This is a genomic window from Arthrobacter sp. 05L428, from assembly GCF_056397665.1.
This window is the reverse complement of record NZ_JBFTNW010000010.1, coordinates 94,707-114,965: the sequence shown is the minus strand read 5'-3', so window position 1 is coordinate 114,965 and position 20,259 is coordinate 94,707. Positions and strand designations below refer to the sequence as shown.

Below are 20,259 nucleotides of genomic sequence, written 5' to 3'. Positions count from 1 at the left end.
TGAACTAAGGAGTTTTTTCGAATGGCTATTTGGGGTGCAGATGTTGCTCAGCTCAAGACTCTTGGGACGAAGCTGCAGGCCGGTTCTCAGGAGATCGACAACCAGAGGTCGATGCTGACCAAGGTCCTGGCCGGTACCCAGTGGCTGGGCCCGGACGCGGAGAAGTTCCGCAACGAGTGGAACGGCGAGCACGTTGCCGCGCTCACCCGGGTGTCCCAGGCGCTGCAGCAGGCCAGCCAGCAGGCCAACCGCAACGCCACCGAGCAGGAAAGCGCCTCCTCGCGCTAGCCGGAATCCTCTCCAGATCAGCCCGGACGCAACCGCGTCCGGGCTGATCGTTTAAAGCGGCCCGCCCAAAGCCGCCGGGCACCGGCAGGCTGCGCCGCCCGGACCCGCTCCTGACCGGACAATGTCCGGGATCTAGGGCAGGATAGGTCTGTGAGCACAGGGAAGACAGCAGCAGATACCGAAACCCTCAGCCCGGCCGGGGAACTGGTCCCCTCGGAGGCCATCCGCGCCGAGTATGAAGAACTGGTCGAGGAGGTCCGCAAGCACCGCTTTGCGTACTACCAGGAGGACGCCCCGATCATCTCCGACGCCGAGTTCGACGAGCTCTTCCGGCGGCTGGAGACCATCGAGGCCATGCACCCCGAACTGGTCGCCAACGATTCGCCCACCCAGGAGGTGGGCGGCGAAGTCTCCGCCGCCTTCGCCGCCGTCGAACACCTGACCCGGATGTACAGCCTCGAGGACGTGTTCTCGCTCGAAGAGCTGGAGGCCTGGATCGCCAAGGCCGAGGCCGGCGTCGCCAAGCTCGGTAACGGCGGCAACCCGCCGTCGTGGCTCACCGAACTCAAGATCGACGGCCTGGCCGTGAACCTGCTCTACCGCGACGGCGTGCTCGTCCGCGCGGCCACCCGCGGCGACGGCTTCACCGGGGAAGACATCACCCACAACGTCCTGACCATCAAGGAAATCCCGCAGCAGCTCAAGGGCGGGAACTTCCCGGCCGAGATGGAGATCCGCGGCGAGGTCTTCATCCCGTCCAAGGCGTTCGCGGAATTCAACGAGGCGCTGATCGAGGCCGGCAAGGCGCCGCTGGCCAACCCGCGCAACGCCGCCGCCGGCTCGCTGCGGCAGAAGGACCCGGCGGAGACCGCCAAGCGGCCGCTCAAGATGTACGTGCACGGCATCGGCGCCCGCGAGGGCCTCGAAACCGTCAGCCAGTCGGACACCTACCGCCAACTCGCCGACTGGGGGCTGCCCACCAGCCCGTACTTCGAGGTGCTGCCCGGCCTGACGGAAGTGCTGGACTTCATCCGGCGCTACGGAGACAAACGGCACAGCCTCAGCCATGAGATCGACGGCATCGTGGTCAAGGTGGACGACTTCGCCACCCAGCGCGCCCTCGGCTACACCTCCCGGGTCCCTCGCTGGGCCGTGGCCTACAAGTACCCGCCGGAAGAGGTCAACACCAAGCTGCTCGATATCGCCGTCAACGTGGGCCGCACCGGCCGCGTCACCCCCTACGGCGTGATGGTGCCGGTCAAGGTGGCCGGCTCCACGGTGGAAATGGCCACCCTGCACAACCAGGAGGTCGTCAAGGCCAAGGGCGTCAAGATCGGCGACATCGTGGTGCTGCGCAAGGCCGGGGACGTCATCCCGGAAATCGTCGGGCCCGTGCTGGCCCTCCGCGACGCCCAGGACCCGCCGGTGCGCGACTTCGTCATGCCCACCGAATGCCCCGCCTGCGGCACACCGCTCGCACCGGCCAAGGAAGGCGACGTCGACATCCGCTGCCCCAATGCCCGGTCCTGCCCGGCGCAGCTGCGCGAACGCGTCTTCCACCTGGCCGGCCGCGGCGCCTTCGACATCGAGGCCCTCGGTTGGGAAGCGGCGATCGCCCTGACCCAGCCGGCCGAGCCCGACGTCGCACCGCTCACCACGGAGGCGAACCTGTTCCGGCTCACGCCCGAGGACCTTGCCGGGGTCCGGATCCGCCGCGAAAAGCGCTCCAAGGGCGTGGCGACCGGCGAGTTCGAGCTGGTGCCGTACTTCTACACCAAGGGCACGGCCAAGGTCCCGTCCAAGCCGACCGCCACCACCGAGAAGCTCTTCAACGAACTCGAAAAGGCCAAGACCCAGCCGCTCTGGCGCGTCCTGGTGGCGCTGTCCATCCGCCACGTGGGACCGCGGGCGTCGCGTGCACTGGCCACCGCCTTCGGAACCATGGATGCCATCCGCCAGGCCTCCGAGGAGGAACTGGCCAACGTCGACGGCGTGGGGCCGGTGATCGCCGTCGCGCTCAAGGAATGGTTCGCCGAAGACTGGCACCGTGAAATCGTGGACACCTGGGCCGCCGACGGAGTTCGGATGGAGGACGAGCGCGACGAGTCGACCCCGCGCACCCTGGAGGGTCTGACCGTTGTGGTCACCGGCAGCCTGGAGGGCTTCAGCCGGGACGAGGCCAAGGAAGCGATCCTGGTCCGCGGCGGCAAGGCGGCCGGCTCGGTCTCCAAGAACACCAGCTACGTGGTGGCCGGTGAGAACGCCGGCACCAAGCTGGACAAGGCGGAACAGCTGGGCCTGCCGGTCCTGGATGAGGACGGCTTCCGCGCGCTGCTCGCTAACGGCCCGGCCGGACTCGGCGACGACGCCGGCTCGGGCGGCGACGCCGGCTCGGGCGACGACGGCGACGGCGGCGCCGGGAGTGACGGCGAAGACCACCAGGAGGCGGGCGAGTGAGCTCCGGCCCGGAAGAATTTCCCGCGCCGGCCGCGTTCCTGGAACTGGCGCTGGAGGCGGCTGCCGCGGGCGCCGCGGTGCTGGCCGGCCGGAGTGCCGCCGCGCTGGGCGTGAGCAACAAGGGTGATTCGGGGGACTGGGTGACCTCCTTCGACCTCGCGTCCGAGGCCGCCGTCCGCGAGGTCATCACCCGGGCCCGGCCGGAGGACGCGATCACCGGCGAGGAGGGCGGCACCGTGCTGCCCGCGAACTCCAGCGGTTTCCGCTGGTCGATCGACCCGCTCGACGGCACCACCAACTTCATCCGCAACATCGTCTACTACGGAACCTCGGTGGCAGTGGCCGGCCCGGACGGCGCCTGGCTGGCCGGCGTCGTCCACGCGCCCGCGCTGGGGCGCGTCTACTATGCCTCCCGCGGCCACGGCGCCTGGCTCGAGGAGAGCGGGCAGCGCTCGCAGCTCTACGGACCGGTGCCGGGCCGGACCGGCCAGATCCTGGCGACGGGCTTCAGCTACGACAGGGGCGTCCGGGCCGAACAGGCTTCCGCGCTGGGCGGCCTTATGGACGGCTTCGCGGACGTCCGCCGGCTGGGATCCGCGGCGCTGGATCTCTGCCTGGTGGCGGACGGCACGCACGATGCCTACGGCGAACGCGGACTCAACGAACACGACTTCGCCGCCGGCGCCCTGATCGCCGAGGAGGCCGGCTGCTGGGTGCGCCGTCCCCGGCTGACCAGCGTGCTCGACGGCGGGCCCTCCGACGACGAGCGGCTCGCGGCATGGACCTGCGCGGGGCCCCTCGAGCTCTCCGGCAAGTTCCCGCTCTGACGGCACGTCCGGGCTGGCGCAGCCGGCCCGGCGCCTGATAGTTCAGTCACGGAAACCGCCCGTTGGTCCCTGGCCCGGCGCGGGCGCCCGTACCATAGACAGGTGCATTCGCAGATCCTCATTCGCCCCGCCGTCCCGGCCGATTACGACGCCGTCGCCCGCATCACCCGGGACGCCTACCTGGCCGCGGGCCACTTTGAGGACGCGGACCACCCGTACATGCAGGAAATCCAGCGGGTTGCCCAGCGGCACGGGAACGCGACCATCTGGGTGGCGGAGCGCGCCGGCCGGATTGTCGGTTCGGTGACCCTCGCCGTCGCGGGGGAGCCCTACGCAGACATCGCCCGGACGGACGAGCTGGAGTTCCGGATGCTCGTGGTGGACCCCGCGGTGCAGCGCAGCGGCGCCGGCAAAGCCATGGTGCAGGCCATCATCGAGCACGCCAGGTCCCTGCCGGGCATCACCGGCGTCGCCCTCACCACCGGCCTGACCTGGGAAAGCGCCCACGGCCTGTACCGGAAGACCGGCTTCCAGCGTGTCCCCGAGCGCGACTGGTTCGTCCCGGGCACGGACATCAAACTGCTCGTCTACCGCCTCGACCTCTAGAACCAGCCCCTAGCTTCGGACCGCTCAGGGTAGGGTTGCAGCCAGCACACCACCCCAAACCCACGCTGGAAAAACAGCACGAGTACGGCTGGAGGATCCATGGCACCGCACATCCCCGACACCATCGACGAGAAGTTGCTCGGCCTCTATCTGTCCGACCACCTGACCGGCGCCACCGCCGGACTGGGCCGGATCGAACGGATGGTCAAGGACTTCACGGATACCCCGGTCCACACCGAGCTCGCCACCGTGGCCGCGGAGATCCGCCGCGAGCGCGAGCTGCTCCGCAGCCTGCTCCGCGAGCTGAGCGTCCGCACCCGCCCGCACCGCCAGGCTGCGGCATGGCTCGCGGAACATGCGGGCCGGCTCAAGCTCAACGGCCGGCTGCTGAGCCGTTCGCCCATGACCCTGGTGCTGGAATCCGAACTGATGCGCGCCGCCGTCCTGGCCAAGATCGGCGGCTGGCAGACGCTGGAGGAACTGGCGCCGGAACTGGGTCTCGATCCGTCCAGATTTGCCGATCTCACCGCCGAGGGGCAGGCGCAGATCGAAGCCCTGGGCCGCGTGCACGAACACGCCCGCCGCAACGCCTTCCGCAGGGGACGCAGCATCACCGGCTGAGCGGCCGGTCGAGGGAGTTCCTAGCGGCCGGGGAGCGCGGGCACCCCGTAGCGGTGCTCCGGGCGGCCCGTCGTGCCGTAGCGCAGCTGGATGTCGACGGCTCCGTCGTCCGCCAGCGAGGAGAGGTAACGCTGCGCGGTGGCCCGGGAGACGCCCACGCGGGCGGCCACTTCCGCCGCCGAATACTGTTCCCCGGGTTCCAGCGATTCCAGCACCGCCGCCTCCGTGGCGGACCGCGGCCGCGCGGAGGCCGTGACGTCGCCCGGGATGAGGGCGCGCTTGGCCCGTTCCACCGTCTCCTGCGTGAGGTTCCCCGGCTGGGCCAGGATGCGGCGGTAGCGCGCGTAGGAGCGCAATTGCTGGGAGAGCGACTCGGCCGTGAACGGCTTGAGCAGGTAGCCCAGGGCACCGCGCCGGAAGGCGACCCGGATTGACGCCGCATCCGAGGCGGCGCTGAGGATCATGGTGTCCACATCCAGCTGGTGCAGCAGGTCCAGCCCGGAGGCGTCCGGCAGGTACACGTCCAGCAGCACCAGGTCCGGGCGGAGGCTGTGGATGGACTGCAGGGCCTGCGACGCCGACCCGGCGGGCGCCAGCGCCAGGAAGCCCGCCACGGAATCCACATAGGCCGCGTGGAGCTTGGCGACGTGGAAGTCGTCGTCCACAATCAGCACCCGGAAATCTTCAGACATCGTTGTCTCCTTCGGTCGAGTCGGCGATGGTCCCGGGGAGGGTCGCCATGAACACGGCTCCCGGCCCGCCGGGCGCACCCCGCTCCAGCACCGTCACGTCACCGCCGCGGCGCCGGGCCAGCTGCCGGGCCAGGGCCAGCCCCAGGCCCTGCCCGGCACCGGCCCGGGCGGGTTGCCCCGAGGTGGTGAAACCCTCGGCAAAAACGTCTTCCGCACCGCCGTCGGCACCGCCGCCGCCGGCAGCCGTGAAACCGTCGCCGCCGCCGGGCAGGCCGTCGCCGGAGTCGCCCACGATGATGTGCAGGGTGCCGGCGGCCCCGCCGTCGCCGGGTGCGTCCAGCACCTCGACTTCCACCCAGCGGTCGGCCGCGGCGCCGGCGACCGCGGCGTTCACGGCGTTGTCGATCAGGTTGCCCAGCACGGTGGTGACCTCCTGCGGCTCGATGACGTGGCCGCGGACCAGGGTTTCGGGGCCGAGCCGCAGGCTGACGCCGCGCTCGTCGGCTTCCACACCCTTGGCGCCCAGGAACGCCTGCAGGTAGGGGTCCTGCAGCAGCTCGGCCTGTTCCACCGGGAACTTCAACGGCCCGGTGGCCGCCAGCCGGGCCAGGTAGTCGCGCGCTTGCTGGTGCTGCCCGATGCTCATGAAGCCGGCGATCGTGTGCAGCTGGTTGGCGAACTCGTGGCGTTGGGCGCGCAGGGCGGTGGACATGGTCCCAACGGCATCGAGCTGGCGGGTGAGCTGCTGGAGCTCGGTCCGGTCCCGGAGCATGACCACCCAGCCCAGGTCCTCCCGGCCGTGCAGGGCCTTGCGGGCGCTCGCCACCAGCACGCGGCCGCCGGCCAGGAACTCCACGGCGTCGCCCTCGGCGGCGTCCGGCCTGGTCAGGGCCTTGAGCGGTACGGGCACCGGCGCCGCCGCCCAGCTGGTTCCGGCCAGGTCCGGCTGGGCCAGCATCCGCCGGGCCGCGGCGTTGAAGACGCTGATCCGGCCGTCGGCGGACACGCCGATCACGCCGTCGTCCACGCCCTGCAGGACCGCCACCTGGTCGTGGACCAGGGTGCTGATTTCCTCCGGTTCCAGCCCCAGGGTCAGCCGGCGGAGCCGGTGCCGCAGCAGGAACGAGACGAGGACGCCGGCCAGCAGCGCGCCGGCCGCCGTCAGTGCGATCGGGACGATGTCGCGGGCGAGGCTCTGGCCGATGGTCTCGGTGGAGTAGCCCACGCTGACCTCGCCCACCACGGCGGACGAGCCCGGCGCGAAGACCGGGACCTTGGCGCCGGCCGAGGGGCCCAGGGTGCCGGTGTTCCGGGTGGTGACCTCCTTGCCGGAGAGCGCCTCGGAGGGATCGGTACTGACCCGTTGGCCCAGCCGGTCGGCGTCGGGATGCGCCAGCCGCAGTCCGGTCTCGTCGGTGACGACGACGAACAGTGCGCCGGTGCGCGCCCGGGCGCCCTCCGCGGCGGCCATCAGCGGGCCGGCAAGCAGCTCCGCGGGCGGGGGAGTGCCGGGCCGTGCGCTGATCTGCTGCACCTCGGCCCGGACCGCCGGGTCCGACGCCACCGTGCGGGCCAGGGTCAGTGCCTGGTTCTCCGCCTCGCGGCCCAGCCGCTCGTACGTCAGCCAGGCGTGCACGGCGCTGCTGAGCAGCACCACGAGGGCCACAACCCCGAGCTGGAGCAGCAGGGTCTGGGTCGTGAACCGCAAGGGAGTGCGGCCTTTGAGGGCTCCCACGGCGGCCCTCCTTCGATGATCCGGTGACTTCAACAGCTGTGAGCAAAATGCGCAAAATGCGTCCAACAAGCAGTATGCCAATCAATTGAGGCAAAGGCACTCCCGTGACGCACGCCACCCTAACGTCTGTAGTGCGCATCACAGCGGAGTGGTGCGGAACACAGAAGAAGGAGCCGGCCGTGCTGGTATTACTTGGATTCGCCATGATTGCGGTCTTCATGGTGCTGATCATGACGAAGAAGCTGACGCCGGTACTGGCGCTCATCATCGTCCCCACCGTTTTTGGACTGTTCGCCGGCGCCGGCCTGGGCATCGGCCCCATGGTGCTCGACTCGATGAAGTCGATGACGTCCACGGCCGCGCTGCTGATGTTCGCCATCATCTACTTCGGCCTGATGATCGACGTCGGGCTCTTTGACCCGCTGGTCCGGTTCATCCTGCGCAAGCTCGGCAACGACCCGGCCAAGGTGGTCCTGGGCACCGCGATCCTCGCCGCGGCGGTCTCGCTCGACGGCGACGGCTCCACCACCTTCATCCTCACCACCGCCGCCATGCTCCCGGTCTACCTGCGGCTGAAGATGAGCCCCGTGGTCCTCACCTGCGTGGCCGGCCTGGCCAACGGCACCATGAACATCCTGCCCTGGGGCGGACCGACCGCCCGCGCCGCCTCCGCGCTGAAGATCAGCGTCTCCGACGTCTTCGTCCCGATGATCCCCTCGCTGGTCGCGGGCCTCGTCATCGTGTTTGTCTTCGCCTGGCTGCTGGGCCTGCAGGAACGCAACCGGCTGCGTACCGTGGCCCCGGAGATCTGGGCCGAGGGCGGTCAGTTCGACGGCGGAGCCGGCGCCGGTGCAGCCGGCGGCACTGGCCGCCTTGGCCGCTTCGGCTCCGGACGGAAGGTCACCGGCCCCGCCGGGGGAGCCCCCGCCGCCGGCGGCGGGTCCGCCGTCGCCGTGCTGGAGCGCACCGAAGACCTCGTCGACGAGCGCGACTCCGCCATGGCGGACACCGCGCTGGATCCCAACCGCAAGACCCTGCGTCCCCAGCTCTTCTGGTTCAACCTGGGTCTGACGGTCGCCGTGATGGTGACACTCGTCGCCAACATCATTCCGCTGCCGTTCGTCTTCATGGTGGGCGCCGCCGTCGCCCTGCTGGTCAACTTCCCCAAGGTCAAGGACCAGAGCGCCCAGCTGATCGCGCACGCACCCTCGATCGTCGCCGTCGTCAGCATGGTCATGGCCGCTGCGGTCCTCACCGGTGTGCTCAACGGCACCGGCATGGTCAAAGCCATGTCCGAATGGCTCGTTGCGATCATCCCGGCCGACATGGGCCCGTTCATGGCCGTCATCACCGGCGTCCTGAGCATCCCGATGACGTTCTTCATGAGCAACGACGCCTTCTACTTCGGCGTCCTGCCGGTCCTGAGCGAAACGGCCGCCCACTACGGCGTCGGCGCCGCGGACATGGCCCGCGCCTCGATTACCGGCCAGCCCTTCCACCTGCAGAGCCCGCTGGTGCCGGCCATCCTGCTCCTGGTCTCCCTGGCCAAGGTGGACCTGGGCGACCACCACAAGAAGGTCCTCTGGCGCACCGCCGTGATCTCCCTGGTCATGCTGGGAGTAGGGGTACTCACCGGAGCCATCGGCATCGGCTGACAAACCGCACGAGATGACAGTTCGCGGCAGTGTTTGCACAAAACATTGCCGTGAACTGTCATCTCGGCGTCCGACGGTAACAGCAGTTCAACCCACGTAGACTGGGACGGAAAATAATCCGAACTTGCAGGGGAGATCCATGGCTGCGATCAACCGCGACGACGTCGCGCATCTCGCGCGTCTCGCGCACATCGAGATGAGTGCTGAAGAGCTGGACAGGATGGCCGGCGAACTCGCCGTCATCGTCGATTCGGTTAAGTCCGTCAGTGAAGCCGCCGGTGATGACGTCCCGGCCACATCCCACCCGATCCCGCTGACCAACGTGTTCCGCGAGGACGTTGTGGGCCACACCTTCACGGCCGAGCAGGCACTTTCCGGAGCCCCCGACGCGTATGAGGGCCGCTTCAAGGTCCCGGCAATCCTGGATGAGGACTAAGACCATGACTGAAACCACCCCCGAGCTGTTCCGCCTCTCCGCGGCCGCGCTCGCCGAGAAGCTCGCTGCGCGCGAGGTCACCGCCGTCGAGGTCACCCAGGCGCACCTGGACCGGATCGCCGCCGTCGACGGCCAGGTCCACGCCTTCCTGCACGTCAACGCCGAGGAAGCCCTCGCCGTCGCCGCCGAGGTGGACGCGATCCGCGCCGCCGGCGGCGCCGCTGCCGAAGAGCTGCACGTGCTCGCCGGCGTCCCGATCGCGGTCAAGGACCTGATCGTCACCATCGGCCAGCCCACCACCGCCGGCTCCAGGATCCTCGAAGGCTGGCACAGTCCCTACGACGCCACCGTGGTGGAGCGCCTTCGCGCCGCCAAGATGCCGATCCTGGGCAAGACCAACCTGGACGAGTTCGCCATGGGCTCCTCCACCGAGCACTCCGCGTTCGGCCCCACCCACAACCCCTGGGACCTGGAGCGCATCCCGGGCGGCTCCGGCGGCGGTTCCGCTGCCGCCGTCGCGGCCTTCGAAGCCCCGCTCGCGCTCGGCACGGACACCGGCGGGTCCATCCGCCAGCCCGGCGCCGTCACCGGCACCGTCGGCGTGAAGCCCACCTACGGCGGCGTCTCCCGCTACGGCGCCATCGCGATGGCCTCCTCGCTGGACCAGATCGGCCCGGTCTCCCGCACCGTGCTGGACTCGGCCCTGCTGCACCAGGTGATCGGCGGCCACGACCCGCGCGACTCCACCTCACTGCCGGACCCGCTCGAGGACCTCGTGGCCGCGGCCCGGACCGGCAACGTCGAGGGCATGAAGATCGGCATCATCAAGGAACTCCACGGCGAGGGTTACCAGGCCGGTGTCGAAAACCGCTTCAACGAGGCGCTGGAGCTGCTCAAGGGCGCCGGCGCCGAGATCGTCGAGGTCTCCTGCCCCAACTTCAAGTACGCGCTCGGCGCCTACTACCTGATCATGCCCTCCGAGGCCTCCTCCAACCTGGCCAAGTTCGACGGCGTCCGGTTCGGCCTGCGGGCGCTGCCCGCAGAGGGCCCGCTGACGATCGAACGCGTCATGGGAGCCACCCGCGCTGCCGGCTTCGGCGACGAGGTCAAGCGCCGCATCATCCTGGGCACCTACGCCCTCAGCGCCGGCTACTACGACGCCTACTACGGCTCGGCCCAGAAGGTGCGCACCCTGATCCAGCGCGACTTCGACGCCGCGTTTGCCCAGGCCGACGTGCTGATCTCCCCGACGGCGCCGACCACGGCCTTCAAGCTCGGCGAGAAGCTCAACGACCCGCTCGCGATGTACCTCAACGACGTCGCCACGATCCCGGCCAACATGGCCGGCGTCCCAGGGCTTTCCCTGCCCGGCGGCCTCGCCGACGAGGACGGACTGCCGGTGGGCGTCCAGCTGCTCGCCCCGGCGCGCCAGGATGCCCGGCTCTACCGTGTCGGCGCCGTGCTCGAGTCGCTGCTTGAGGCGCAGTGGGGCGGACCGCTGCTGGACAAGGCCCCTTCCCTGACGGGCTCCGCCCTTTCTGACGCTGCCGCTTCGAGCCACGGAGGTTCACACTAATGACTGACGCAACCCTCAGCTTCGAAGAGGCGATGGAGAAGTACGACCCCGTCCTGGGCTTCGAGGTCCACGTCGAGCTCAACACAAAGACCAAGATGTTCTCCTCCGCCCCGAACGTCTTCGGCGACGAACCGAACACCAACGTCAACGAGGTGGACCTTGGCATGCCCGGCGTGCTGCCCGTGGTGAACAAGACCGCGATCGAATCCTCGATCAAGATCGGCCTGGCGCTGAACTGCAAGATCGCCGAGACCTGCCGCTTCGCCCGGAAAAACTACTTCTACCCGGACACCCCGAAGAACTTCCAGACCTCCCAGTACGACGAGCCGATCGCGTACGACGGCTACCTGGACATCGAACTCTCCGACGGCACCGTGTTCCGGGTCGAGATCGAACGCGCCCACATGGAGGAGGACGCCGGCAAGCTCACCCACATGGGCGGCGCCGCCGGCCGCATCCAGGGCGCGGACTACTCGCTCGTGGACTACAACCGCTCCGGCGTGCCGCTGGTCGAGATCGTCACCAAGCCGATCGAGGGCGCCGGCAGCCGCGCGCCCGAGCTGGCCAAGGCCTACGTCGCCGCGGTCCGGGAAATCGTCAAGAACCTCGGCGTCTCGGACGCCAAGATGGAACGCGGCAACGTCCGCTGCGACGCGAACGTCTCACTCCGCCCGCACGGCCGCGAACGCTTCGGCATCCGTTCCGAGACCAAGAACGTCAACTCCCTGCGCGCCGTCGAACACGCCGTCCGGTACGAGATCCAGCGGCACGCCGCCGTGCTGGAGTCCGGCCAGCCGGTCATCCAGGAGACCCGGCACTGGCACGAGGACACCCGCTCCACCACCTCGGGCCGGCCCAAGTCCGACGCCGACGACTACCGCTACTTCCCGGAACCGGACCTGGTGCCGATCGTCGCGTCGCGCGAGTGGGTCGAGGAGCTCCGGGCCACGCTGCCGGAGCCGCCGGCCGCCCGCCGCAAGCGCCTGCAGGCCGACTGGGGCTACTCCGACCTGGAGTTCCGCGACGTCGTCAACGCCGGCGTGATGGACGAGATCGAGGAAACCATCGCCGCCGGCGCCACCGCCACCGTGGCCCGCAAGTGGTGGATGGGCGAGATCGTCGGACGCGCCAAGAACGCCGACGTCGACCCCGGCCAGCTCGGCGTCGCCCCGGCCACCATCGTGGAACTGAACCAGATGGTCGAGGACGGCAAGATCAACAACAAGATGGCCTCCGAGGTCCTGGACGGCGTCCTCGCCGGCGAGGGCACCCCGGCGGAAATCGTCGAGAAGCGCGGCCTCGCCGTGGTCTCCGACGACGGCCCGCTGCTCGAAGCCATCGACGCGGTCCTCGCCGCGCAGCCCGGAGTCGCGGACAAAATCCGCGCCGGCAAGCTCCAGGCGATCGGCGCGATCGTCGGCGGCGTCATGAAAGCCACCCGCGGGCAGGCCGACGCCGGCCGCGTCAAGGAGCTGATCCTGCAGCGCCTCGGCGTCGAAGGCTAGGCCCTAACCGCCCACTAGATCGGTCATGATGGTCTGCAGCGCTTCGCAGACCATCATGACCGATTTGCGTTTAAGGTTCTCCGGCCGGGCCAGGATGTCGATCCGGCGCCGGGTGCTGATCCCCTCCAGCGGCCTGAGCACGATCTCCGGGTTGAGCACAGGGCGCGCGGTGTGCCGGGGCAGCAGCCCGATCACGCTCCCGGTCGCCACCAGCGCCGCCACCGTGGAGTAGTCATTGATCCGGTGCACGATGTTCAGCTCGCGGCTGGATACGGCCGCGACGGCGGAGAGCACGTCGGCGGGGGAGTAGCCGGTGTGGCTCGTCACCCAGGGTTCGCCAACGACGTCGTCGGCCGTCACCGCCCGCTGCCCGGCGAGCCGGTGCCCGGCCGGCAGCGCCACGTCCAGCGGCTCGTGCGCGAGCGGGATCACCGCCACCCGCTCCTGGGGCCATCGAGGGCTGTGGTCCATCCGGTGCGCGAGGACCAGGTCATACCGGGCGGTCAGCGCCGGGAAGTCCTGCTGGGCCACGTCCTCGTCGGAGAGCTGGATCCTCGGCTGCCCGGGTCCGGCCAGCAGCCGGGCCAGCGGCGCGAACAAGGCCTGGCCGGCGCTGTGGAACCCGCTCAGGGACACCGGCGCCACCGGCGAGCCGTGGTACGCGCCGATCGCCGTCCTGGCGTCCGCCATCGCGCTCACGACGGCGGCCCCGGCGTCTGCGAGCACCTGGCCGGCCTCGGTGAGGACCAGGTTCCGGCCCTCCTTCCGGGTCAGCGGCACGTCCACGGACTTCTGCAGGGCGGCCAACTGCTGGGACACCGCCGAGGGCGTGACCAGAAGCGTTTCCGCGACGGCCTTGACGCTGCCCAGGGCGCCGAGTTCGCGGAGCATTTCGAGCTGGTGGATTTCCATGGCCACCATCCTAGAGCTAAGCCAGTGCTAAATCGTCGATTGAGAAAAATCCGGTTGTGCTAATGCTTTCCGCCGGGTCTAATGAGGTGAGTTGTCCCACACCACCGCTCCCGTCCCGGAGCGGCCAGCACAGTTAGGCAGGCCCATGAAGGCTCTCTACAAGTCCGGCGCCCACGCGGGATTCGAACTGGTCGACCGCCCGGAGCCGGAGACCGGGGCCGGGGACGTCAAGATCCGCGTCATGACCACCGGAATCTGCGGCACCGACCTGCACATCCAGTCGTGGGACGCCTGGGCGCAGGGCATCATCAACGCGCCGCTGATCGCCGGCCACGAGTTCTACGGTGAAGTCGTGGAGATCGGCGAGGACGTCATGGACGTCAAGGTCGGCGACCGGGTTTCCGGCGAGGGCCACATCGTCTGCGGCATCTGCCGCAACTGCCGCGCCGGCCGCAAGCAGATGTGCATCAACACCGTCAGCGTCGGCGTCCAGCGCGACGGAGCGTTCGCAGAGTACGTCGTCATCCCGGAAACCAACGTCTGGGTCCACCACGATCCGTCCGTGACCCCGGAGCTCGGCGCCATCTTCGACCCGTTCGGCAACGCCGTGCACACCGCGCTCAGCTTCCCGCTGGTGGGCGAGGACGTGCTCATCACCGGCGCCGGACCCATCGGCCTGATGGCGATCGCCGTCGCCCGCCACGCCGGGGCACGCAAGATCGCCATCACCGACGTCTCCGCCCCGCGCCTGGAACTGGCCCGCCGGCTCGGCGTCGACCTCGCGATCGACGTCTCCCGGATGCGGGTCAAGGACGGCCAGCGCGAACTGGGCATGCGGGAAGGCTTCGACATCGGCATGGAAATGTCCGGGCACCCCACGGCGCTGCCTGAGATGATCGACAACATGAACCACGGCGGCCGGATCGCGATGCTGGGGCTGCCCAGCCAGTCCATCGACATCGATTGGGGCAAAGTGGTCACGCACATGCTGACCATGAAAGGCATCTACGGCCGCGAGATGTTCGAGACCTGGTATGCCATGAGCGCCATGCTGTCCTCCAACCCGGTGCTGCACGCGAACATTTCCGCCGTGGTCACCGATACGCTGCCCGCATCGGACTGGGAGAAGGGCTTCGAGATCGCCCGCGCCGGCGTCGGCGGCAAAGTCGTCCTCGACTGGACCGGCTTCTAGCCCCCGCCCGTTTCCGGTACCGTACAAAAATTCACCCCTGCACAGGAGCGCACCCCATGTATTCAGCCATCAAGGACCAGCTGCAGCACGAACTCGACGAGATCCGCGGTGCCGGCCTGTTCAAGACCGAACGGCACATCGATTCGCCGCAGGCCAGCCACATCAAGGCGGGCCAGCTCGGCCAGGGCAGCTCGGAGGTGCTGAACTTCTGCGCCAACAACTACCTCGGCCTCGCGGACCACCCCGAGATCATCGCAGCCGCCAAGGAGGCCATGGACGAACGCGGCTTCGGCATGGCCAGCGTGCGCTTCATCTGCGGCACCCAGGACCTGCACCTGGCCCTCGAGGAGCGGGTGTCGAAGTTCCTCGGCACCGAGGACACCATCCTGTTCTCGAGCTGCTTCGACGCCAACGGCGGCGTCTTCGAGTCGCTCTTCGGCCCGGAAGACGCCGTCATCTCCGACGCGCTGAACCACGCCTCGATCATCGACGGGATCCGGCTGTGCAAGGCCCAGCGCTTCCGCTACGCCAACCAGGACATGGCGGACCTCGAGTCCCGGCTGATCGAGGCCACCACTCAGGAGAACCCGGCCCGCCGCAAGATCATCGTCACCGACGGCGTCTTCTCGATGGACGGCTTCCTCGCCCCGCTCGAGGCGATCTGCGACCTCGCCGAAAAGTATGACGCCATGGTCATGGTGGATGACTCGCACGCCGTCGGCTTCATGGGCGCCACCGGCGCCGGCACCCCGGAGCACGCCGGGGTCTCGGACCGGGTGGACATCTACACCGGCACCTTCGGCAAGGCCCTTGGCGGAGCCTCCGGCGGCTACGTCTCGGGCCGGCGCGAAGTCATCGCCATGCTCCGCCAGAAGGCACGCCCCTACCTGTTCTCCAACTCGCTGGCACCGGCCATCGTCGCCGCCACGCTGAAGGCCCTGGACCTGGTGGAGAACTCCGGCGAACTGCGCAGCAAGCTCTTCGCCAACGCGGAACTCTTCCGCCGCCGGATGGGCGAGGAAGGCTTCGAGCTGCTCGACGGCGAACACGCGATCGTCCCGGTCATGTTCGGCGACGCAGTGATGGCGGCGAAGGTCGCGGACGCAATGCTCGCCAACGGCGTCTTCGTCACCGCCTTCAGCTACCCGGTCGTGCCGAAGGGCGCCGCCCGCATCAGGGTCCAGCTCTCCGCCGCGCACAGCGCGGACGACGTCGAGAGCTGCGTCCAGGCGTTCGTCCGCAGCCGCGAGACGGTGGCCTGAAAGTACTGACGCGACCTCCCGCCGGGTGCAAGGATGGAGGCATGTCAGCTAAATACGATGTCGTGATCGTGGGCGGCGGCATTGCCGGCCTGTCCCTGGCCTCCGCCCTCGCCGGCAAATGCAGCGTGGCCCTGGTCGAAGCCGAGCAATCGCTGGGCTACCACACCTCCGCGCGCTCGGCCCGGCAGCTGATCCCCAGCTACGGGCCGCCCGTGGTCCAGGAGCTCACCATGCGCACGCTGGAGCTCATCGGCACCAAGGAGGGTACCCGGCCCGAACCCGTGCTCTCACCGCGCCGCTTCATGCTGATCGGTGACGAGGACGCCGTCCGGCAGCAGGCAAGCGGCTTTATGCACCGGATCAGCCACGCCGAGGCCCTGGAAATCTGCCCCGCGCTCAAACCGGACTCCTTCGCGGCCGCCGGCCTGGACTCCGGTTCGTTTGCCTGCAACGCGTCCCTGCTGCTGGAGGACCACCGCGAGCGGGCCGTCGAGGGCGGCGTGGACATCATCACCGGCGCACGGGTCCACTCGGCGCAGCGCCTCGGTTCCGGCTGGGAGCTCGGCGCCGGGCAGGAAGGTTTCGAAGCCGCGGTCGTGGTCAACGCCGCCGGCGCCTGGGCGGACGAATTCGCGGTGCTCAGCGGCGTCGAGAAGCTCGGACTCCAGCCCTACCGCCGCACCGCGGCGATTGTCGACGTCGAGCACCCCCTCCCGCAGGGCTGCCCGATGGTGGCGTCGGCCGGCAGTTTCTACTTCCGCCCGGACGGACGGCGGCAGGTGCTGATCTCGCCGTCGGAAACTGTGCCCAGCGGCCCCGAGGACGCCCAGCCGTATCCGGGCGACATCGAGGCGCTGATCGAGCGGCTCAACACGGTGACCACGATGGGGATCGGTAGCGTCAGCCGGGCGTGGACCGGGCTGCGGACCGAGGCCTCCGACGGTATCCCCGTGGTGGGATTCGACGCCGAGGCCACCGGCTTCTTCTGGCTCGCCGGGCAGGGCGGCTACGGCTTCCAGACCTCCTCCGGCATCGCGGAGCTGGCCGCGGAGCTGATCCTCGCCGGCCAGGGTTCGGCACAGCCGCTCCCGGCCGACAGTCCGGCATCCCGGACAGCCGCGGCACTGGCAGCGACCCGGATGTCTATCCGGGGCTGAAGAATGGACCCATGAGCACCCTCATCACCAACATCGCCGAACTGATGACCCAGGACGCGGACCACCGGGTCCTGAAGGATGCGGCCATCGTGATCGAGGGCGAACGCATCGCCTGGCTGGGTGCCGCCGCGGACGCCCCGGCGGCGGACGACGCCGTCGACGCCGCCGGCCGCGCGCTCCTGCCGGGCTGGGTGGATTCACACACGCACCTGATCTTCGCCGGCGACCGGACCGCGGAATTCGAGGCACGGATGGCGGGGGAGAGCTACAGCGCCGGAGGCATCGCCGTCACCACCGGAGCCACCCGGGCCACGGGCGACTTCGACCTCACCCGGCTCGCGCTGGGCCGGGTGGCGGAAGCCGTCGCCCAGGGGACCACCTACCTGGAGACCAAGACCGGCTACGGCCTGGACGTGGAGAACGAGGCCCGCAGCGCGAGGATCGCCTCCACCGTCGCGGACGAGGTCACCTACCTCGGCGCGCACCTGGTACCCGAAGGCCTCGACGCGGAGGAGTACACGGAGCTGGTCTGCGGACCAATGCTCGCCGCGGTCCGGCCCTACGTCCGCTGGGCCGACGTGTTTTGCGAACGCGGCGCGTTTAACGAGGACCAGTCCCGCCGGGTGCTCCAGGCCTGCCGGGACGCCGGACTGGGCCTGCGCGTGCACGGCAACCAGCTGGGCGAGGGTCCCGGGGTGCGGCTGGCAGTGGAGTTCGGCGCCGCGAGCGTGGACCACGTCAACTACCTCTCCCGCGAGGACGTCCACGCCCTCGCCGACAGCTGGTCCGGCTGGGAGGCAGCGGCCGGCGCGGGCGAGCGCGGCACCGTCGCGACCTGCCTGCCGGCCTGCGACCTGTCCACCCGGCAGCCGCTGGCTCCGGCCCGGGAACTGCTTGACGCCGGCGTCCAGCTAGCGCTCGCCTCCAACTGCAACCCCGGCACCTCTTATACGAGCTCGATGGCGTTCTGCGTCACCACCGCCGTGCTGCAGATGCGGCTCAGCGTGCACGAAGCCGTCCGGGCGGCGACGTACGGCGGTGCGCTGGCGCTGGGCCGGGAGTCCGGGAACGACGTCGACGGCGAGCGGGCGGTCGGCTCCATCGCCGTGGGCAACCGGGCGGATCTGCACCTGCTCAACGCCCCGTCCGCCACCCATCTGGCATACCGGCCAGGCATGCCGCTCACCCACGCCGTCTGGCGCGCCGGGGTCCGCGCCCGCTGACCGGCGCGCACCGGAGGCCAAGGAGGAACGCCATGACCGGCTTCGCCAGGGAACTCGCCACCATGATCGACCTGGTGCGGGCCAAGCGCGGCGGAGTGCCGGCCCTGGCCCGGCGCCGGGACGCCCGGCTGGCCGCCCTCGTGGCCCATGCCCGCACGAGCTCCCCGTTCTACCGGGAGCTCTACCGCGGCCTCCCGGCCGAGGACATCCCGCTCCGGGACCTGCCGCCGGTCACGAAGTCGCAGCTGATGGCACGCTTCGACGACTGGGTGACCGATCCGGCCATCACCCGGGCGGACCTCGAGGGCTTCGTCGCCGACCCGTCCCTGGTCGGCACTCGCTACCGCGGCCGCTATTTCGCCTGCACCAGCTCCGGAACCACGGGCCACCCCGGATTATTCGTGCACGACCAGGCCGCCGTCGCCTGCTACCGGGCCCAGGGCGTTCGGATCGTCGGGACCGCCCTCGACGCCCGCCGGCTGCTCGCGATGCTGCGGCGGGGAATCCGTGCCGCCGCGGTGCTGGGCACCGGCGGCCACTTCGCCGGGGCCGTCTGGCTCGAGTCCGAACGGCGCCGCAGCCGGGGCCGCCGACGGGCCTACCGCATGTTCTCCGTGCAGCAACCGCTGGAGACGCTGGTGCAGGCGCTTAACGCTTTCGACCCGGCCCTGCTGGTGGCCTACCCCAGCGCCCTCGAACTGCTGGCCGAGGAACAGGACGCGGGCCGGCTGCACATCCGGCCCGTGATTGTGGAGTCCAGCGGCGAATCCGTCGGGGACCGGGAGCGCCTGGCCGCGGCGCTGGGCGGCGCGGTGCACAATGTCTACGCTGCCTCCGAGTTCACCCCGATCGCCCTGGACTGCCCCCGCGGCTGGCTGCACGTCAACAGTGACTGGGTCATCCTGGAACCGGTCGAGGAGGACTACGGTCCCACGCCCCCGGGGGAGCCGTCCCACACGGTGCTGCTGACCAATCTCGCCAACCGGGTCCAGCCGCTGATCCGCTACGACCTCGGTGACTCCGTCGTCGCCAAGCCCGGCCCTTGTGAGTGCGGCAACCCGCTGCCCGCCATCCGGGTGGCCGGCCGGCACGATGACGTCCTGCACCTGGACAACGGCCGCGGCGGCACGGTGAGTGTCCTGCCCCTCGCCATCACAGCCCCCATCGACGACGCGCCGGGCGTCCACCGCTGCCAGCTGGTCCAGTCCGGTCCGGCGGCGCTGCGGGTGCGGCTCCAGCTGGAGCCGGGCGCCGCGGCGGACGCGGTGTGGCAGGACGTGGCGGCGAAGCTGTCCGGGTTCCTGGCCGCCCAGGGCCTGGCGAACGTGGAACTGGTCCGGGCGGAGGAAGCACCGGATCAGACCGGCGCGAGCGGGAAGTTCCACCAGGTCATCGCCCTGAGGCCCGCCCCGGACAGCGTCTGGAAGAACATCCCTTAGAAGAACATAGGCGGGGCGTCCAGCACGGTCTCGTCCACCCGGCGGTCCTCCCACTGGCTGAACGGCTTGTCCAGCTCGTACTTGCCCTGCCGGGTGCGCAGCAGGGTCCGGATTTCGGCATTGTCCGGGTTGTTCAGCGACTCGAAGTACTCCACCGACCAGTGGAACCAGCGCATGCAGAACAGCCGCATGGTCAGCCCGTGCGTCACGAACAAGGCGTTCGGCGCATAGTTCGGCTTGGACCAGTGCCGGTAGAGGGTCTCCATGAACGAGGAGATCCGGTCGTAGACGTCGGAGCCCGATTCGCCTTCCCGGAACCGGTAGAAGAAGTGGCCGTAGGCGTTGCGGAGCTCCTTCTGGTCCTCGATGTCCCCGGCGATCTGGAAATTCGCCCAGTCCTGTTCGCGCAGCCGCGGCTCTTCGATCACGCGTTCGATCAGGGAGCCCAGCTGGAGCGCCTCGAGGGTCTGGTAGGCCCGCAGGTAGGGGGAGACGTAGACGCACACCCTTTGCCCGTCCAGCTCCCGCCGCAGCTGCTCGCCCGCGGCCGCGGCCTGCTCGACGCCGAGCGGGGTCAGCGGGATCCGGTAATCGGGCACCCGGTTGTAGATCGAGGTGTCGGCGTTGGCGGCGGACTGGCCATGCCGGATCATGATGATTTTCCCGGGCGCACTCA

Annotated in this window: 18 protein-coding genes; 14 read left to right on the top strand and 4 right to left on the bottom strand. The window is 69.7% G+C overall.

The window, feature by feature from the left end; all coding sequences use genetic code 11:
• Positions 1 to 21: 21 nt before the first annotated feature.
• The 5 genes from AC1DH3_RS15825 to AC1DH3_RS15805 all read left to right on the top strand — a co-directional run bounded on the left by AC1DH3_RS15825 (position 22) and on the right by AC1DH3_RS15805 (position 4,799).
• Positions 22 to 288, top strand: a complete 267-nt coding sequence (locus tag AC1DH3_RS15825; RefSeq protein ID WP_476909561.1) for a hypothetical protein — start codon at positions 22 to 24, stop codon at positions 286 to 288.
• Between the two features lie 150 nt (positions 289 to 438).
• Positions 439 to 2,745 (top strand): NAD-dependent DNA ligase LigA, encoded by a 2,307-nt coding sequence (gene ligA / locus AC1DH3_RS15820; protein ID WP_476909732.1) that lies wholly within the window; start codon positions 439 to 441, stop codon positions 2,743 to 2,745.
• Positions 2,742 to 3,572 carry an inositol monophosphatase family protein gene (locus AC1DH3_RS15815; RefSeq protein ID WP_441419499.1) on the top strand — a complete coding sequence of 277 codons (831 nt, stop codon included), beginning with the start codon at positions 2,742 to 2,744 and terminating at the stop codon, positions 3,570 to 3,572. Before ligA ends, AC1DH3_RS15815 begins: the two co-directional genes overlap by 4 nt.
• Positions 3,573 to 3,674: 102 nt before the next feature.
• Positions 3,675 to 4,178 carry a GNAT family N-acetyltransferase gene (locus tag AC1DH3_RS15810; protein WP_441419500.1) on the top strand — a complete coding sequence of 168 codons (504 nt, stop codon included), beginning with the start codon at positions 3,675 to 3,677 and terminating at the stop codon, positions 4,176 to 4,178.
• Positions 4,179 to 4,277: 99 nt separating this feature from the next.
• Complete coding sequence (locus AC1DH3_RS15805; protein WP_441419501.1) at positions 4,278 to 4,799, top strand: hypothetical protein; 522 nt, start codon at positions 4,278 to 4,280, stop codon at positions 4,797 to 4,799.
• Between the two features lie 20 nt (positions 4,800 to 4,819).
• On the opposite strand, the gene AC1DH3_RS15800 is transcribed toward AC1DH3_RS15805, so the two are convergent.
• Together AC1DH3_RS15800 and AC1DH3_RS15795 are read right to left on the bottom strand one after the other, a co-directional pair.
• Positions 4,820 to 5,491: a response regulator gene (locus AC1DH3_RS15800; protein ID WP_441419502.1), complete on the bottom strand. Its 672-nt coding sequence runs from the start codon at positions 5,489 to 5,491 to the stop codon at positions 4,820 to 4,822.
• Positions 5,484 to 7,226, bottom strand: coding sequence for a sensor histidine kinase (locus AC1DH3_RS15795; RefSeq protein ID WP_441419503.1), 1,743 nt, complete (start codon positions 7,224 to 7,226; stop codon positions 5,484 to 5,486). Before AC1DH3_RS15795 ends, AC1DH3_RS15800 begins: the two co-directional genes overlap by 8 nt.
• A 179-nt stretch (positions 7,227 to 7,405) precedes the next feature.
• Between AC1DH3_RS15795 and AC1DH3_RS15790 the strand changes: the two genes are divergently transcribed.
• The 4 genes from AC1DH3_RS15790 to gatB all read left to right on the top strand — a co-directional run bounded on the left by AC1DH3_RS15790 (position 7,406) and on the right by gatB (position 12,398).
• Positions 7,406 to 8,881 (top strand): CitMHS family transporter, encoded by a 1,476-nt coding sequence (locus AC1DH3_RS15790; protein WP_476909731.1) that lies wholly within the window; start codon positions 7,406 to 7,408, stop codon positions 8,879 to 8,881.
• Between the two features lie 139 nt (positions 8,882 to 9,020).
• Positions 9,021 to 9,317 (top strand): Asp-tRNA(Asn)/Glu-tRNA(Gln) amidotransferase subunit GatC, encoded by a 297-nt coding sequence (gene gatC, locus AC1DH3_RS15785; RefSeq protein WP_175323093.1) that lies wholly within the window; start codon positions 9,021 to 9,023, stop codon positions 9,315 to 9,317.
• Between the two features lie 4 nt (positions 9,318 to 9,321).
• On the top strand, positions 9,322 to 10,893 hold the full coding sequence (gene gatA, locus AC1DH3_RS15780; protein WP_476909730.1) for an Asp-tRNA(Asn)/Glu-tRNA(Gln) amidotransferase subunit GatA: 1,572 nt from the start codon (positions 9,322 to 9,324) through the stop codon (positions 10,891 to 10,893).
• Positions 10,893 to 12,398, top strand: a complete 1,506-nt coding sequence (gene gatB, locus AC1DH3_RS15775) for an Asp-tRNA(Asn)/Glu-tRNA(Gln) amidotransferase subunit GatB (RefSeq protein ID WP_441419506.1) — start codon at positions 10,893 to 10,895, stop codon at positions 12,396 to 12,398. The genes gatA and gatB overlap by 1 nt, the downstream gene beginning before the upstream one ends.
• 3 nt (positions 12,399 to 12,401) lie before the next feature.
• Here gatB and AC1DH3_RS15770 read toward each other — a convergent pair whose 3' ends face one another.
• Positions 12,402 to 13,310, bottom strand: a complete 909-nt coding sequence (locus AC1DH3_RS15770; protein WP_441419507.1) for a LysR family transcriptional regulator — start codon at positions 13,308 to 13,310, stop codon at positions 12,402 to 12,404.
• Positions 13,311 to 13,455: 145 nt separating this feature from the next.
• On the opposite strand from AC1DH3_RS15770, the gene tdh reads away from it, so the two are divergent.
• Genes tdh through AC1DH3_RS15745 form a run of 5 tightly spaced genes read left to right on the top strand, consistent with a single transcriptional unit; the run spans position 13,456 to position 19,583 of the window.
• Positions 13,456 to 14,502 carry an L-threonine 3-dehydrogenase gene (gene tdh, locus AC1DH3_RS15765; protein ID WP_441419508.1) on the top strand — a complete coding sequence of 349 codons (1,047 nt, stop codon included), beginning with the start codon at positions 13,456 to 13,458 and terminating at the stop codon, positions 14,500 to 14,502.
• A 56-nt stretch (positions 14,503 to 14,558) separates the two neighbouring features.
• Entirely contained in the window at positions 14,559 to 15,764 is a 1,206-nt protein-coding gene (locus AC1DH3_RS15760) for a glycine C-acetyltransferase (protein WP_441419509.1), read from the top strand.
• Positions 15,765 to 15,805: 41 nt separating this feature from the next.
• Complete coding sequence (locus AC1DH3_RS15755; RefSeq protein ID WP_441419510.1) at positions 15,806 to 16,921, top strand: NAD(P)/FAD-dependent oxidoreductase; 1,116 nt, start codon at positions 15,806 to 15,808, stop codon at positions 16,919 to 16,921.
• Between the two features lie 11 nt (positions 16,922 to 16,932).
• Complete coding sequence (hutI, locus tag AC1DH3_RS15750) at positions 16,933 to 18,144, top strand: imidazolonepropionase (protein ID WP_441419511.1); 1,212 nt, start codon at positions 16,933 to 16,935, stop codon at positions 18,142 to 18,144.
• A gap of 32 nt (positions 18,145 to 18,176) precedes the next feature.
• The gene (locus AC1DH3_RS15745) at positions 18,177 to 19,583 is read left to right on the top strand and encodes a phenylacetate--CoA ligase family protein (protein ID WP_476893510.1); all 1,407 of its coding nucleotides are present in this window, start codon (positions 18,177 to 18,179) and stop codon (positions 19,581 to 19,583) included.
• Here AC1DH3_RS15745 and AC1DH3_RS15740 read toward each other — a convergent pair.
• The gene (locus AC1DH3_RS15740; protein ID WP_476893562.1) at positions 19,580 to 20,236 is read right to left on the bottom strand and encodes a histidine phosphatase family protein; all 657 of its coding nucleotides are present in this window, start codon (positions 20,234 to 20,236) and stop codon (positions 19,580 to 19,582) included. The genes AC1DH3_RS15745 and AC1DH3_RS15740 overlap by 4 nt on opposite strands.
• Positions 20,237 to 20,259: the final 23 nt, after the last annotated feature.